Origin of the sequence: Ancylobacter dichloromethanicus, from assembly GCF_018390645.1 — a bacterium.
Lineage (GTDB): Bacteria > Pseudomonadota > Alphaproteobacteria > Rhizobiales > Xanthobacteraceae > Ancylobacter > Ancylobacter dichloromethanicus.
The window spans coordinates 1-14,730 of sequence record NZ_JAHBGC010000029.1; the positions used below are offsets into that span (position 1 = coordinate 1).

Genomic DNA, 14,730 nt, shown 5'->3' on the forward strand with positions numbered 1-14,730 from the left:
CGCGGGGCCGCCGCCGCGGCGGGTGCCGGGGCAGGTGTCTGGCGCGGCGCCTGCTGGGCCTGCGGCTGGGCGCGCGGCGTGGTCGCGCGCGGGGCCGCCGGGCGGGCCCGCACCGGCTTCTCCTCTTTCCCCTGCGGGTCGAAGCCGACATAGACCACATAGCGCTCGGACAGGTCCGGCGTCGGGCGCGGGAAGTTCACATCGTCGGCGACGAGGCCGAAATCGACCTGCATGACGCCGGCGCCGACTTCCACCGGCACCGCGTAGAACTTGGTCCACACCGATTTCGGCGCCGGGCCTTCCTCGACCACGGCGAGGCGAAGCGGCACGGTGAGCTTGCCCGGGCCGCCCTTGGGGCCGAGCAGCACCCGGCCCTGAATGCCGATGCGCATGTTCATGTCGGGGGCGCTGAAGCGGCATTCGCGGGAAAACTGGCCGAGCGTCGCCTGATAGCGCACGCCGCCATCCTGCGGTTCGGTCACCTGCCAGGCCGCCGCCCCGGCGCGCACCTGGATCGGCGGGCAGGTGAACGCGTCGGCGCCGGGGTCGCCGGGCGTGACCGCCGCCGTCCCCTCGCCGCTGGTGGCCGCCCCGCTGCCGCCCCCGCTGGCGGCGCCCGGCGCCACCGTCGTGGTCTGCATCGAGGAGCCGAACACGCCCTGCTCGTCGGCATTGCCGACGCCCATCGGGCCGTCATTGCCGTCGCCGCCGCCAATGCCGTTGCCGGCGCAGCCCGCCAGCAGCAAGGCGAGCGCGGGGACCCACATCCATGTCCGCGCCCGCCCGCGCCCCGCATGGCCGACCGTCCCGTTCCGCACGTCCCCGATACCCATACGCATACTCCCCGCCGTGCCGGCTGGATGGGCCGCGGCGCCTTCCCCCCGAGCGCCGGACGGCCGATGATCCCGGACCCGCTTTTTCCCGGACGCTCTTATAGCAGGGGATCGCGAACAGGGAACATGCCTGACGCACTCCCGTCACGCTTCCCCGCCGGCGCGCTCAGCCGCCATTGCCCGCCGGCAGCCCCGCCGGTTCGCCGACCAGGCTGAACAGCAGCGCCGGATGCTCGCCCAGCCGCGCCGCCGCGCGCTTGACGTCGTCGAGCGTCACCTTCGCCACCAGCTCGTTGCGGATGTCGATATAGTCGATGCCGAGATTGTCGATCTGGATCTGCAGCAGCTGCGAGGCGACCTTGGCCGAGCTGTCGAAGCGCAGCGCGAAGGAGCCGATGAGGTAGCTCTTGGCGTCCGCGAGTTCCTCCTCGCTCGGCCCCACGGTGAGCAGGCGCTCATATTCCGCCCGGATCAGCGCGGCGCTCTCGGCGGCGCGGTCGTTCTTGGTCGCGGTGCCGCCGAGGATCAGCGCGGCATGGTCGAGCGGGGCGAGATGGCTGTAGACCGAATAGGCCAGCCCGCGCTTCTCCCGCACTTCCTTGAACAGGCGCGAGGAGAACGCCGAGCCGCCGAAGATGTGGTTCAGCACGAAGGCGGGAATGAAATCCGGATCGTCGCGCTTGAGGCCGATGCCGCCGAACACGATGGAGGTCTGCGGCACGTTGAGCGTCTTCACCACGTCGGTGCCGAGCCCCTGGGGCTGCACATCCGGCACCGGGGTCAGCTCCGCCCTGGCGGGAAGGCCGCCGAACATGGCGTCGAGCGCCGGGCCCAGCTTCTCGGCCGTGATGTCGCCGACCACCGCGATCTTCAGATTGTCGCGCGCCATGGTGCGGCCGACAAAGGCCTTGAGGTCGTCGCGGCCGATGGTGGGCACGCTTTCCAGCGTGCCGGCAACCGGGCGGCCATAGGGATGGTTGGGGAAGGCGCGGGCCGACCAGCCCAGGCTCGCCAGCGAGGAGGGGTCGTTCAGCCGGCGGCGCAGCATGGCGAGCTGGCCCTGGCGGATGCGCTCCACCGCCTCGCCGTCGAAGCGCGGGTCGTTCACCGCCAGCGCCATCAGCGCGAAGGCGTCGTCGACATTCTCCGACAGCGTGCGCAGCGAGCCGCCGACACTGTCGCGCGAGGCGTCGAAGCGCAGCTCGATCGCCTTCTCCGCCAGCCGGTCCTGGAAGGCGCGGGAATCGAGGTCGCCGGCGCCCTCGTCGAGCAGCGAGGAGGTCAGCGTGGCGACGCCGGGCTTTTCCGCCGGGTCCTGTGCCGCGCCGCCGAGGAAGGCGATCTCCATCGCCACCAGCGGCAGCGTGGTGTCGTGCACCAGCCAGGCCTCGATGCCGCCCGGGCTGATCACCCGCTGGATGCGCGTGGTCTCGGACTGGGCGGGCGAGGTGGGAGCGAGGGCGAGGGTCATGAGCGTGGCCGCGGCGAGGGTGAGGAGAGGGCGGAAGAGGCCGGGAGCCCGGCCGGCGGCGGCGCCGCTCACGAACGGTCCTCCGGCGGGGTCGCCTTGTCGTCGCCCGGCGCGGGCAGGGCCGCCGCCGGGGCCGGCTTCACCTGCAGCAGCTGGCTGGTGACGGCGCGGGCGGGCACCAGCCAGCGCCGGGCGGCGTCGCGCACCTGCTCGGCGGTGACGCCCTTGACCAGTTCCGGCCAGATCTTCACGTCCTGCGCGGTGGAGCCGGTGGCCAGCGCCGCGCCGTAGATGCGCGCCAGCGTGGCCTGGTTGTCCTGCGCGTAGATCGCCTCGGCGACGAGCCGCGTCTTGGCCCGCTCCAGTTCGGCCGGGTCGGGCCCGTCGGTGGCCAGCGCGGCGATGGTCTCGTCGAGCGCGGTCTCCAGCGCCTCCATCGTCACTTCGGGGCGGGGGGTGACCGAGAGGCCGAAGCGGGTGTCGTCGAGCGCGGTCGACTGGTACCAGGCACCGGCATTGGCGGCGACGCCCTTGTCGGCGACCAGCGTGCGGTAGAGCCGCCCGGTCGAGCCGCCGCCGAGCACCTGCGCCAGCACGTCGAGCGCGACGCTCTCCTGCCGGTCGCCCTTATAGGAGGGCACGAGGTAGCTGCGCGAGAGGCTGGGCTGGCCCACCCGCCCGTCCGCCAGCACCAGGCGGCGCTCGGCGCGGGGGGCGGGCTCGCGCGGGCGGATGCGCTCGGCGGTCTCGGCGCGCCGGGCGACCTTGCCATAGGTGGCCTCGGCGAGCTTCCTCACCTCCTCCGGCTCGACGTCGCCGGCCACCACCAGGATGGCGTTGTTCGGGGTGTAGAAGCGGCGGTAGAAGGCGAGTGCGTCCTCGCGGTTGAGCTGCTTGATCTCGTCTTCCCAGCCGATGATCGGGTGGCCGTAGGGGTGGTTGACGAACATCGCCGCCTGCGCCGCCTCGGAAAGCTGCGAGGCCGGGTCGTTGTCGGTGCGCATGCGGCGCTCCTCCAGCACCACGTCGCGCTCGGGCAGCACCACTTCGTCGGTCAGCACCAGGCCGGTCATGCGGTCGGCCTCGAAGCCCATCACGGTGGCCAGGTTCTGCTTGGCGACGCGCTGGAAATAGGCGGTGTAGTCCTGCGAGGTGAAGGCGTTCTCCTGCCCGCCCAGCTTGGCCACCACCTGCGAGAACTCGCCGGCCGGGTGGTTCGCCGTGCCCTTGAACATCAGATGTTCGAGGAAGTGGGCGATGCCGGACTTGCCCGCCTGCTCGTCGGCCGAGCCGACCCGGTACCACACCATGTGGGTGACCACGGGGGCGCGATGGTCGGGCACCACCACCACCTGCATGCCGTTGCCGAGGGTGAATTCCGCCACCTCGGTGGCATCGGCCCGCGAAGGCGCGGTGGCGAGGCCGGCGGCGGCGCCGGCGAGCAGCATCAGAGCGGGCATGAATCTTCCAGTCACAGCGACATCCGTTTGCGCGTCCGCCCCGGATGCGCCGGTGGGCGCGCCGCCCGGTTTCGGGCCGCGCGGGGCAGGATCACGGCACAATGTAACGATGAAGCGCCAGCGGCGCGACGCGCGACGGGCGGTCTTCACCGCGAAGTGAGCAGCCGGGCGGGGCGGCCCCGCCACGCCGTGGTGTCGTCGCCGGCCGTCGCCGCGCAAATACCGCCGGCAGAAGCGCCCCGTGCACGAAAGCGCGGCAGGCGCGGGCGCGGCTCAGCCGGTCACTTGTTGCGCTGGGTCCGGTCGAACCAGCTCGGCATCTTCCAGTCCTTGTCCTCGGGACGGTCGGCCACCACGCCATATTTCGCACCCGGCGCCGGGGTCTGGTAGCCCGGCGGCGGCTCGATCAGCGATTCGCGGTCCGGCTCGCCCTCGAACTGGAGCGTGTCGTCCTTCTTGTTGCCCCAGCCGAAGAAGTCCATCTCGTTGAGCGAGAGGCGGTTGTCGTCGTTCTTGCGGGTGTTGGCGAAGCCGCTGCCGGTAGACTTGCCGGCCTTGTAGCCCCGGTCCAGCTCGGACGGCGTCAGCGTGCGCGAGGCGGTGTTGCCGTCGCGGGCGATCGATTCCCAGGCCTCGCCCCAGTCTGTGGCCTCCGCCTTCTGGCGGGCGACCTCGTCATGGTCCTTCGGCCAGGCCGGGTTCTGGGAAATGGCGGCGGCGTCCCGCGGGGGCGGGAGAATGTCGCCGGTCGGCGGCACCACCAGCGGGGCACGCTCGCGATAGTCGATGTCCGGCGGGGGCGGCGCCACCAGGCCAAGGCCGGTGAGAAGCTGGCCGGTGAGGTTCATCTCCGGCGGATCGTCGGCGGCGAATGCCGGGCCGATGCCCGGCGCGCCCATCGTGGCGCAGACCATGGCGCCGGCGAGAAGCGCGGCGCGGGTGGCTTGAACTCGTGTCGTCATCCGGTCGTCTCCTGCCGGTCGGTTCGGCGGCGGCCTCTGGCCGCGTCGCGCGTCCGTTCGAGCGTGCGGAAGGTCCGATCTCACGTCAGGGCGGCGATTTTGCGGCGCCGCCGGAGAAGGAAGCATACAAAAGCAGCGCGACCCCGGCAACAATCGCGACGTCGGACAGGTTGAACACGTACCAGTAGAAGCCGAAGGCGTGCAGCGAGATGAAATCGAACACCGCGCCATAGGCCGCGCGGTCGATGGCATTGCCCAGCGCGCCGCCGATCAGCAGCCCCAGCGCGGCCGCCTCCAGCCGGCTGTCGACCCGCGCCAGCCAGAGCCAGAACAGCGCCGCCGCGATCAGCTTAACCCCGCCGAGCAGCCACCAGCCTTCCGCCCCCAGCGAGAACAGGCCGTAGCTGATGCCGGTGTTCCACGCCCACACGATGTCGAGGAAGGGGCCCGCCCGGACGATGCCGTCGGGGCCGAAATCGACCCCGTTCAGCACCGCGAGCTTCGAGGCCTGGTCGATGACCAGCGCGGCGAGCGCGAAGGCGCCGCCGAAAAGGGTGAGCGGTCCGGAAAGACGCAGCGACACGCGCACGCTCACTCCGCCGCCCGGCGGGCATGCGCCAGCTCGCGCAGCGCCATGGCGTCGCGCGGGGTCACGTCCGGGTATTCCGCATCCGTCCCCACCAGCGGCGAGATCTTCCACGAGCGAGCGCATTTCTGCCCGGTGGCCCGGTTCGGCACCACCGCCACGCCCGGCACCTCGGCCAGCCGGAAGGCATCGGCCGGCCCCTCGTCGGGCCGCAGATGCGCGTCGGAGGTGATGCACACTTCCGCCAGGTCCACCGCGCTCACCGCCGCGAACAGGTTCGGGTCGGAGACATGGACCACCGGGGCCGCCTCCAGGCTGGAGCCGATGCGCTTGGCCGCGCGCTCCACTTCCAGCGCGCCGAGCACCACCCGGCGCACCAGCCGGATCTTGCGCCACTCCTCGGCCAGCGCCGCGTCGCGCCACTTGGCCGGGGTGTCGGGGAAGGTGAGCAGATGCACCGAGCCGGTCTCGGAAGGGAAGCGCGCCAGATACGTCTCCTCCGCCGTGAACGGCAGGATCGGCGCCAGCCACACCGCGAGACGGGTGAACAGCTCGTCCAGCACGGTCAGGCAGGCCCGGCGCGTCACCGAGGAGAGCGGGTCGCAATAGAGCGCGTCCTTGCGCACGTCGAAATAGAACGCCGACAATTCGCTGGTCATGAAGGCGGTCAGCGCCGCGTGCACGCGCTTGAAGTCGAAGCCGGCATAGGCCTCGCGCACGGTGGCGTCGAGTTCGGCCAGCCGGTGCAGCACCATCCGCTCCAGCGCCGGCATCTCCGTGAAGGCGACGCGCTCGGCCTCGCGGTAATGGTGCAGCGAGCCCAGCAGCCAGCGCAGCGTGTTGCGCAGCTTGCGGTAGGTCTCGACCGTGGTCTTGAGGATTTCCGGCCCGATGCGCAGATCGTCGGAATAGTCGGAGGCGCACACCCACAGGCGCAGTATGTCGGCGCCGGAGGCCTTGATCACCTCCTGCGGGGCGACCACGTTGCCGACCGATTTCGACATCTTGCGGCCCTGCTCGTCGAGCACGAAGCCATGGGTCAGCACCACGTCATAGGGCGGGCGCCCGCGCGTGCCGCAGCTCTCCAGCAGCGAGGAGTGGAACCAGCCGCGATGCTGGTCCGAGCCTTCGAGGTACATCACCCGGTCCGGCCCGCCGGCGAAGGCGCGGTTCGCCTTCAGGTCGGCGCGCACTTCCAGCGTGAAGGCATGGGTGGAGCCTGAATCGAACCACACGTCGAGAATGTCGTCGACCTTCACCCATTCCTCGGGCGAATAGTCATTGTCGAGGAAGCGGGCGGCGGCGCCTTCCGCGTACCAGGCGTCGGCGCCCTCGGCGGCGAAGGCGGCGGCGATGCGCTGGTTCACCGCCTCGTCGCGCAGGACCTCGACCGTGCCGTCGCCCTTGTCCTTGACGAAGACGGCGATCGGCACGCCCCAGGCGCGCTGGCGCGAGACCACCCAGTCCGGCCGGTTCTCGATCATGCCGGTGATGCGGTTCTGGCCGGAGGCCGGCACCCATTGCACCTGCTGGATGCCGCCGAGCGCGCGGGCCCGCAGCGTGTCGCCCGCCGCCGCCGAACCGTCCGCCGCCGCGATGTCCTTGTCCATCGCGATGAACCATTGCGGGGTGTTGCGGAAGATGATCGGCGCCTTGGAGCGCCAGCTATGCGGGTACTGGTGCTTCAGCCGGCCGCGCGCGATCAGCCTGTCGGCGGCCGACAGCGCCTTGATCACCGCGTCGTTGGCGTCGCCGTCCTTGCCCTTGTCGTCCATGACGCGGGCGCCGGCGAACAGCGGCACGTGGTCGTAGTAGCGCCCGTCCGGGCCGACCGTGTGCGGCACCTCGCCCAGATGCGCGGACATATAGAGGTTGAAGTCGTCGGCGCCGTGGCCGGGGGCGATGTGGACGAAGCCGGTGCCGGTGTCGTCGGTCACGAAGTCGCCCGGCACCACGGGGACGCAGAAATCGAAATAATCGCCCGCGCCAGCGACGCCCTTCAGCGGATGGGCGCAGACCAGATGGGTCGGGTCGACCTCGCGGTGGCGCTCATAGCCGGTGACGCGGGCGGCCCTGAACACCTCCTCCGCCAGCTTGTCGGCGAGGATGAAATGCTCGCCGACCTTGGCCCAGTTGTCGTGCGGCGCCTCGGTCACCTCGTAGACGGCATAGGTGACGTTGGGCGAGAAGGCGATGGCGCGGTTGCCGGGGATGGTCCACGGGGTCGTGGTCCAGATGACGACGCAGGCGCCCTCATAGGAGGGGAACAGGTGGATGTCGGCGGCGTCCGTGGCCGGCTCCAGCCCCTTGGGCAGGCCGCCGGCGGTGGCGGCGCTCTTGCGGTAGCCGGTGACGGGGAACTTGACGAAGATCGTGGTCGACTGGTGGTCGTGATACTCGACCTCGGCCTCGGCCAGCGCGGTGCGCTCCACCACCGACCACATCACCGGCTTGGAGCCGCGATAGAGCAGGCCGTTGGTGGCGAATTTCATGATCTCGCGGGCGATCTGCGCTTCCGCGTCGAAGCTCATCGTCACATAGGGATGCGACCAGTCGCCCTCGACGCCGAGCCGCTTGAACTCGGCGCGCTGCACGTCGACCCAGCCCTCGGCGAAGGTGCGGCATTCCTGGCGGAACTCGACGACCGGCACCTCGTCCTTGTTCTTGCCCCTGGCGCGGTACTGCTCCTCGATCTTCCATTCGATCGGCAGGCCGTGGCAGTCCCAGCCCGGCACGTAGTTGGAATCGTGGCCGAGCGCGCCCTGCGAGCGCACCACCACGTCCTTGAGGATCTTGTTCAGCGCGTGGCCGATATGGATGTTGCCATTGGCGTAGGGCGGGCCGTCATGCAGCACGAAGCGCGGGCGGCCCTCGCCGGCCTTGCGCTGCTGGCCGTAGAGGTCGATCCGCTCCCAGCGCGCCAGCAGTTCCGGCTCGCGCTGCGGCAGGCCGGCGCGCATGGGGAAATCGGTCTGCGGCAGGAACAGGGTCGAGGAATAATCATGCGCCGCGGCCTCGCCCGCCGCTTCGCCGGCAGGCTCGTTCCCGTTGCGACCAGTGCTGTTGCGGCTCGTCATGACGCGCTCCTTGCCATCGCGCCCGGTTTAAGCGCAGCGGCAGGCGCGTGCAAGGGAGGGCGTCACGCCGTCATCCCGGCGGGCCCACCCTTTGTTTCCCGGACAAGGTGCGCGCCGCGCGCCGCCGATCCGGGACCCAGGATTTCGACTGGCCGCCGGCCCGCCACCATCCGCGGGATTGGCCCGGATGACACGAGGTGGAGCCGGCGCAACGGCGTGGATGCCCGCCGGATGCCCAGGGCAGGACCGGGCAGGACCGGGCAGGACGGTCTCAGCCCGGGTCCCGCCCCTGATCCAGCGCCGCCCGGGCGCGGGCGCTGTCGACGTCCATCTGCGCGATCAGCGCCTCGATGCCGTCGAACTTCAGTTCCGGGCGCAGCCAGGCGTGGAAGGCCACGGTCAGCGCCCGGCCATAGAGGTCGCCGTCATAGTCGAAGATGAAGGTCTCAAGCCGCGGCGCGCCGTCATCGAAGGTCGGGCGGCGGCCGAAGCTCGCCACGCCCTTGTGGACGGCCCCGTCGATCTCCACCGTCACCGCGTAGATGCCATGGGCCAGCGTCACCGCCGGATCGAGCCGCATATTGGCGGTGGGGTAGCCCAGCTCGCGGCCGCGCTTGTCGCCGTGGATCACCTCGGCCTCGATCGCGAACGGCGCGCCCAGCATGTGCGCGGCCTGTTCGACCCGGCCCTGCGCCAGCGCAGCGCGGATCACGCTGGAAGAGACCTGCGCGCCCTCGTCGAGCAGCGGCGCGACGATCTCGACCCCGAAGCCGTGGCGCCGGCCGGCCTCGCGCAGGAACAGCGGCGAGCCGCCGCGCCCCTTGCCGAAATGGAAGTCGTAGCCCGCCACCACCATGGAGACGCCGAGGCGCCCGACCAGTATGTCGGCGACGAAGCCCTCGGCCTCGCGCCCCGCCATCGCCGCGTCGAACGCCAGCACCACCGCGCCGTCGAGCCCGGTCTCGCTCAGCCGCTTCAGTTTCATCGGCTCCGGGGTGAGGCGGAAGATCGGCTCGGAGGGGCGGAAGAAGGCGCGCGGATGCGGCTCGAAGGTCACCGCCAGCGCCGGCCTGCCCAGCGAGCGGGCCTGGTCGACGGCGGTGCCGATCACCGCCCGGTGGCCGCGATGCACGCCGTCGAAATTGCCGATGGCGACCACCGGCGCGGCAAGGCCCGGCGGCAGGGCGTCGCCGTCGCGCAGGACGGGGAAGGGGTGGCGGGTGGCGGCGGCGTGGGTCATGTCAGCGCTACGCAACGAGGGGGGCGCCCATGCAGCCGCCGGGCAGGGCGCCTGTCAAGTGAGCCCGTCCCCGCGTCAATGCCGGGAGGCCGGGCGCGCTACCAGGCGAGGCGGGTGGTGACGGCGGCCGGGCGGCCGGGGCCGTCGGCGAGCAGGCGGGCCAGCGCGCGGGCATCGACCTGCGCCCCGTGTTCGAGGCCGAGTTCGCCGGCATGGATGCCGGCCGCCACGAACAGGCAGTCGATGCCGAAGCCCAGCGCGCCGGCGAGATCGGTGCGCAGCGCGTCGCCGATGGCGATGGCGCGGGCGCGCTCCACCGGCGCCCCGCGCAGCTCGGCCGCGGCGGCGAAGGCGGTCTCGTAGATCGGCCGGTGCGGCTTGCCGCAGAACACCACCTCGCCGCCGCGCTCGGCATAGGCCTCGGCGATGGCGCCGGCGCACCAGATCAGGTCGCCGCCGCGCTCCACCACGATATCGGGGTTGGCGCAGATGAAGGGCAGCGCCCGCGCCCGCGCCGCCTCCAGCGTCGGCGCGTAGTCGTCGGGGGTCTCCACCGTGTCGTCGAACAGGCCGGTGCAGACGATCAGCTCCGCTTCCTCGAACGAGGCCAGCGTCAGGTCGAGGCCCTTGTAGATGCCGAGGTCGCGCTGCGGGCCCAGATGCCACATCCGCACCCCCGGCCGCCCGGCTAGCAGGGCGCTGGTCACCATGCCGGAGGTGACGATGGCGTCATAGGCGTCGCGCGGGATGCCGAAGCCGTCGAGGATGCGCGCCACCCCTTCCGGCTCGCGCGGGGCGTTGGAGACCAAGATGACGGTGGCGCCGGCGGCACGCGCCCGCATCAAAGCCTGCGCGGCGGCCGGCGCGCCGGCGACGCCATTGTGCAGCACGCCCCACACGTCGCACAGGACGAGGTCGTAGCGGGGCGCCAGCTCGGCGAAGGAAGGGACGATGGGCGGGGCGCTGTCGGGTTTCATGCGGCCGCGCATGCCATGCGGGCGCGCCTCAGGCAAGGCCCCCGCGCGCGGGGCCGCCATGCGCGGCGGGTTCACGGCTCCGCTTGATGCCTCCCTCATGGCCGGAAGGAGGGGCCATTGGTGACGAGCACGCCGTGCCCGGCCACCTCGTTGCCGCGGGGATAGACGCCGCCGAGCACGTCGTCGAAATGCCGGCGCACCGTCTGGTGGCAGCCGCAGCACAGGCCGCGCAGCTTTTCGGAATCGGTGATGCGGATGCGCCCGCGCCGCGGCTCCACCGCGCCGGCCGCCTTCATGTCGCCCAGCACCCGGCTGATATAGGACCGCCCGACCGCCAGCATGGAAGCGAGCTGCTCCTGGGTGAGGCGCAGCTCCTCGTCGCCGGTGCGGTCATGGGCGGCGAGCAGCCATTTCGCGGTGCGCTGGTCGATGGTGTGGGTCGCGTTGCAGGCCACCGACTGGAACACCTGCGCCAGCAGGCAGTCGGCATAGCGGGCGAACAGGTTGCGCAGCGGCGGCGAGGTTTCCTTGGCGCGCTCCAGCTCGCTGCTGTCGAGCCGCAGCAGCGGCCCCCCCATCTGCACCACGGCGCGGGCGAAGGCGGGCAGCCTTCCCTGGCTGACGATGCCGCCCACCGCGCCCTCGCGCCCGATGCTGGTGATCTCCACCTGCCGGCCGTCCTCCAGCAGCACCATGAACGACATCAGCGCCTGCCCGCAGGGAAAATAGACATGGCGCACATCGTCGCCCGGCTCGTACAGCACGGCGCCGGCGGGACGGTCGATCCGCCGCAGATGGGCGCGCAGAAGCGCGAAATCGGCCGGCCGCAGGGCGCCCAGCAGGTTGTTGCCACCGGACGACGCCACCGCGTTGCCGCCATGGCCGCCACTTTCCTCGCCGTCGTTGACGCGCATGATAAATCCCCCGTTGCGCGGATTAACGCGCATCCCCCGGGAATGTTCACAAGCGGACAGAAGCCTGATGACGAGTTCTGTACAAAGAGGCACACTCGCGCGCCGATGGACATGGCTGCGCTTCGGGGAGTCCGGTTCGATGCATGCGACTTCCACGGGTTCCCGCGCGGCGGCCCGGCCTTCTCGACAGGGTGCCGACAGGCGCTTGGCCGCCCGCGGCACGCATGGCGCGCGCGGGCCTGCCGCGCGGCGCCCCGCCATGGGGCCGGCTTCGCGCCCATGAATGAGAGTTCGGCGCAGCCGCGCGACTATCCGGACTCCACCGCGACGCCGGACCCTGGCAAGGGCGCCAGGGCCGTGCCGGGGATCGACGGGTCGCTGTTCTGGTCGCTGGTGCGCGCCGCGCAGCCGCTGCGCCGCCATCCCTGGCTGCCCCATGCGGTGGGGGTCGCGATGTTCGCGCTGGCGCTGGCGCTGCGCTTCGCGGTCGACAGCGAGCTGCCGCCGGGCTTCCCGTTCCTCACCTTCTTCCCGGCGGTGATTCTCACCACCTTCTTCTGCGGGCTGCGCCCGGGCATCACCTGCGCGGTGCTGTCCACCTTCGCCGCGTGGTTCTTCTTCATCGGCCCGGCCAATGCCATGCGCATGGACGGGCAGTCGCTGCTGGCGCTCGGCTTCTTCGTCGCCATCGCCTCGATCGACATCGCGCTGATCCACTTCACCTTCAGCGCCGCCGACCGGCTGCGCACGGAGAAGGAAACCACCGCGCGGCTGTATGAAAACCAGCGCACCATGTTCCAGGAGCTGCAGCACCGCGTCGCCAACAACATGCAGTTCGTGGCCGCGCTGCTCACCCTGCAGAAGCGCAAGGTCGGGCAGGACGCCAGCCAGGCGGTCACCGCGCTCGACGAGGCCCGCACCCGCCTCGACACCATCGCCCGCATCCACCGCCAGCTCTACGCGCCGGAACGGCTGGACCTGCCGACCGACCAGTATCTGCGCCAGCTCTGCGGCGACCTCATCACCGCCTCGGGCACCGGCGGCATCAGCTGCGTGGTGCGTTCGCCCAACCTGCCGCTGAGCATGACACAGCTCACCACCCTGTCCATGCTGGTGGCCGAGATCGTCACCAATTCGCTCAAGCACGCCTTTGCCGGCATCGAGACCGGCACGATCGGCGTCACCGTGCTGCCGAGCGGTTCCGACCAGTTCGAAATGACCATCACCGACGACGGCCGGGGCCTGCCGCCGGATGCCGACCTGTCGCGCAGCGACGGTCTGGGCTGGCGCATCATCCAGAGCCTCGCCACCCAGCTTGGCGGGCAGGTCGAGCTTGCCAGCCGGGTCGAGCCCAGCCGCGGCACGGCGGTGCGGGTGAAGTTCGCCATCGTCTGAGCGCCGACGCTGCTCGGGTCGCCCCCATTGCCGTGTCCCGGACCAGCCGCGCGGCGCCGGGCCGGGACACGAGGCGCCTCGCGCCGCCACCACCGGCGGCAGGGACGGTGGTATCCCCAACGCGATGTCCGGCACGGACGCCCCCTTTCGGCGTTCACCTCGCCGCCCGTTTGGCGTAAGAGCGGACGGGTCCGCTTGCGCACGCGGCGCGCGGGGGTCACCACTTCATCAGCCGGGGGCAGCATGGCGCAGACATTCGATCTTCTCCTCAAGGGCGGGACGGTGGTGAACCAGGACGGCATCGGCGCGCGCGATGTCGGCGTCCGCGCCGGCCGCATCGCCGGCATCGGCTCGTTCGACGCGGCGCAGGCGGGCGAGACGGTGGACTGCACCGGCCTGCACCTCCTGCCCGGAGTCATCGACACCCAGGTGCATTTCCGCGAGCCCGGCATGGAGCACAAGGAGGACCTCGAATCGGGGTCCCGCGCCGCCGTCATGGGCGGCGTCACCGGCGTGTTCGAAATGCCCAACACCAACCCACTCACCACCTCCGCGCAGGCGCTGGAGGACAAGCTGTCCCGCGCGCGCGGCCGCATGCATTGCGACTTCGCCTTCTTCGTCGGCGGCACGCATGACAATGTGAAGGACCTGCCGGAGCTGGAGATGCTGCCCGGCGTGCCCGGCGTGAAGGTGTTCATCGGCTCCTCCACCGGCTCGCTGCTGGTGGCCGACGATCCGGGCGTGCGCGCCATTCTCAAGGTCATCCGCCGCCGCGCCGCCTTCCATTGCGAGGACGAGCCGCGGCTCGACGAGCGCAAGGGCCTGCGCGTGGAAGGCGACGCCGCCTCGCACCCGGTGTGGCGCGACGCGGTCGCCGCGCTCACCGCCACCACCCGGCTGGTGAACCTCGCCCGGTCCGAGGGCAAGCGGGTGCATGTGCTGCACGTCACGTCGCAGGAAGAGATCGAGTATCTGCGCCAGCAGAAGGACGTCGCCACGGTGGAGGTGACGCCCCATCACCTCACCATGGACGCCTCCTGGTACGCCTCGCATGGCACGCTGGTGCAGATGAACCCGCCGGTGCGCGACGCCCATCACCGCACCGCCCTCTGGCGCGGGCTGTCGGAAGGCGTGGTCGACGTGCTCGGCTCCGACCACGCGCCGCACACGCGGGAGGAGAAGGCCAAGCCCTACCCGGCGAGCCCCTCGGGCATGACCGGGGTGCAGACGCTGGTGCCGATGATGCTCGACCACGTGAATGCCGGCCGCCTCTCGCTGGAGCGCTTCGTCGATCTCGCCAGCGCCGGCCCGGCGCGCATCTTCAACATCGCCACCAAGGGCCGCATCGCGGTCGGCTACGACGCCGATTTCACCATTGTCGACCTGAAGCGGCGCGCAACCATCGCCAATTCATGGATCGCCTCGAAGCCCGGCTGGACCCCCTATGACGGGGTCGAGGTATCAGGCTGGCCGGTCGGCACGCTCATTCGCGGCCGGCGCGTGATGTGGGAGGGCGAACTCGTCACCCCGGCGCAGGGCGAGGCGATCCGCTTCCTGGAGACGCTGGGGCGGGGGTGAGGGGCGGCGCCCTCGTCCGCGCCGTTCATGCCCGGCCCCGGGCCGGGGCCGGCCAAGACGCCGTTCCCGCCTCGCAACAGGTCGCGTCCGTCGGCAGCCCCCCAGGGGCGCCCCTCCTTCGAGGCTCGCTGCGCTCGCGCCTCAGGATGACGCCGCGCGTGCGGCGGGTGAACAAACCTCGTCATGCTGAGGTGCCGGCCGTCAGGCCGGCCTTGAAGCACGCAGGCCGTTGCCCAA

The 14,730-nt window shown here is 71.3% G+C and carries 11 protein-coding genes; 2 read left to right on the forward strand and 9 right to left on the reverse strand.

Annotated features, from left to right (window positions below):
* The 9 genes from KHC23_RS14415 to KHC23_RS14455 form a co-directional block, all read right to left on the reverse strand.
* On the reverse strand, nt 1–833 hold an 833-nt coding region (locus KHC23_RS14415; protein ID WP_213373363.1), incomplete at its 3' end, for a hypothetical protein.
* Between the two features lie 166 nt (nt 834–999).
* The gene (locus KHC23_RS14420) at nt 1,000–2,376 is read right to left on the reverse strand and encodes a M16 family metallopeptidase (RefSeq protein WP_213373364.1); all 1,377 of its coding nucleotides are present in this window, start codon (nt 2,374–2,376) and stop codon (nt 1,000–1,002) included.
* Nucleotides 2,373–3,764 (reverse strand): M16 family metallopeptidase, encoded by a 1,392-nt coding sequence (locus KHC23_RS14425; protein ID WP_213373365.1) that lies wholly within the window; start codon nt 3,762–3,764, stop codon nt 2,373–2,375. Before KHC23_RS14425 ends, KHC23_RS14420 begins: the two co-directional genes overlap by 4 nt.
* Before the next feature lie 281 nt (nt 3,765–4,045).
* Nucleotides 4,046–4,726, reverse strand: a complete 681-nt coding sequence (locus KHC23_RS14430; protein WP_246544623.1) for a hypothetical protein — start codon at nt 4,724–4,726, stop codon at nt 4,046–4,048.
* An 85-nt stretch (nt 4,727–4,811) separates the two neighbouring features.
* Nucleotides 4,812–5,309, reverse strand: a complete 498-nt coding sequence (lspA, locus tag KHC23_RS14435) for a signal peptidase II (protein WP_213373366.1) — start codon at nt 5,307–5,309, stop codon at nt 4,812–4,814.
* An 8-nt stretch (nt 5,310–5,317) separates the two neighbouring features.
* A complete protein-coding gene (ileS, locus tag KHC23_RS14440; protein ID WP_213373367.1) occupies nt 5,318–8,389 on the reverse strand; it encodes an isoleucine--tRNA ligase in 3,072 nt (1,023 codons plus the stop codon).
* Nucleotides 8,390–8,660: 271 nt separating this feature from the next.
* Nucleotides 8,661–9,629 (reverse strand): bifunctional riboflavin kinase/FAD synthetase, encoded by a 969-nt coding sequence (locus KHC23_RS14445; protein WP_213373368.1) that lies wholly within the window; start codon nt 9,627–9,629, stop codon nt 8,661–8,663.
* A 98-nt stretch (nt 9,630–9,727) separates the two neighbouring features.
* Nucleotides 9,728–10,606: a TIGR01459 family HAD-type hydrolase gene (locus KHC23_RS14450; RefSeq protein WP_246544624.1), complete on the reverse strand. Its 879-nt coding sequence runs from the start codon at nt 10,604–10,606 to the stop codon at nt 9,728–9,730.
* A gap of 95 nt (nt 10,607–10,701) precedes the next feature.
* On the reverse strand, nt 10,702–11,520 hold the full coding sequence (locus tag KHC23_RS14455; RefSeq protein WP_213373369.1) for a Crp/Fnr family transcriptional regulator: 819 nt from the start codon (nt 11,518–11,520) through the stop codon (nt 10,702–10,704).
* Between the two features lie 279 nt (nt 11,521–11,799).
* Between KHC23_RS14455 and KHC23_RS14460 the strand changes: the two genes are divergently transcribed.
* Nucleotides 11,800–12,915, forward strand: a complete 1,116-nt coding sequence (locus tag KHC23_RS14460; RefSeq protein ID WP_213373370.1) for a sensor histidine kinase — start codon at nt 11,800–11,802, stop codon at nt 12,913–12,915.
* Between the two features lie 243 nt (nt 12,916–13,158).
* On the forward strand, nt 13,159–14,493 hold the full coding sequence (locus tag KHC23_RS14465) for a dihydroorotase (RefSeq protein ID WP_213373371.1): 1,335 nt from the start codon (nt 13,159–13,161) through the stop codon (nt 14,491–14,493).
* The last annotated feature ends 237 nt before the right edge of the window (nt 14,494–14,730 follow it).

Coding starts and splice junctions, on each gene's coding strand:
- KHC23_RS14425 (WP_213373365.1), bottom strand. CDS start 3,764: ATGCCCGCTCTGATGCTGCTCGCCGGCGCCGCCGCCGGCCTCGCCACC.
- KHC23_RS14430 (WP_246544623.1), bottom strand. CDS start 4,726: ATGACGACACGAGTTCAAGCCACCCGCGCCGCGCTTCTCGCCGGCGCC.
- ileS (WP_213373367.1), bottom strand. CDS start 8,389: ATGACGAGCCGCAACAGCACTGGTCGCAACGGGAACGAGCCTGCCGGC.
- KHC23_RS14445 (WP_213373368.1), bottom strand. CDS start 9,629: ATGACCCACGCCGCCGCCACCCGCCACCCCTTCCCCGTCCTGCGCGAC.
- KHC23_RS14450 (WP_246544624.1), bottom strand. CDS start 10,606: ATGAAACCCGACAGCGCCCCGCCCATCGTCCCTTCCTTCGCCGAGCTG.
- KHC23_RS14455 (WP_213373369.1), bottom strand. CDS start 11,520: ATGCGCGTCAACGACGGCGAGGAAAGTGGCGGCCATGGCGGCAACGCG.
- KHC23_RS14460 (WP_213373370.1), top strand. CDS start 11,800: ATGAATGAGAGTTCGGCGCAGCCGCGCGACTATCCGGACTCCACCGCG.
- KHC23_RS14465 (WP_213373371.1), top strand. CDS start 13,159: ATGGCGCAGACATTCGATCTTCTCCTCAAGGGCGGGACGGTGGTGAAC.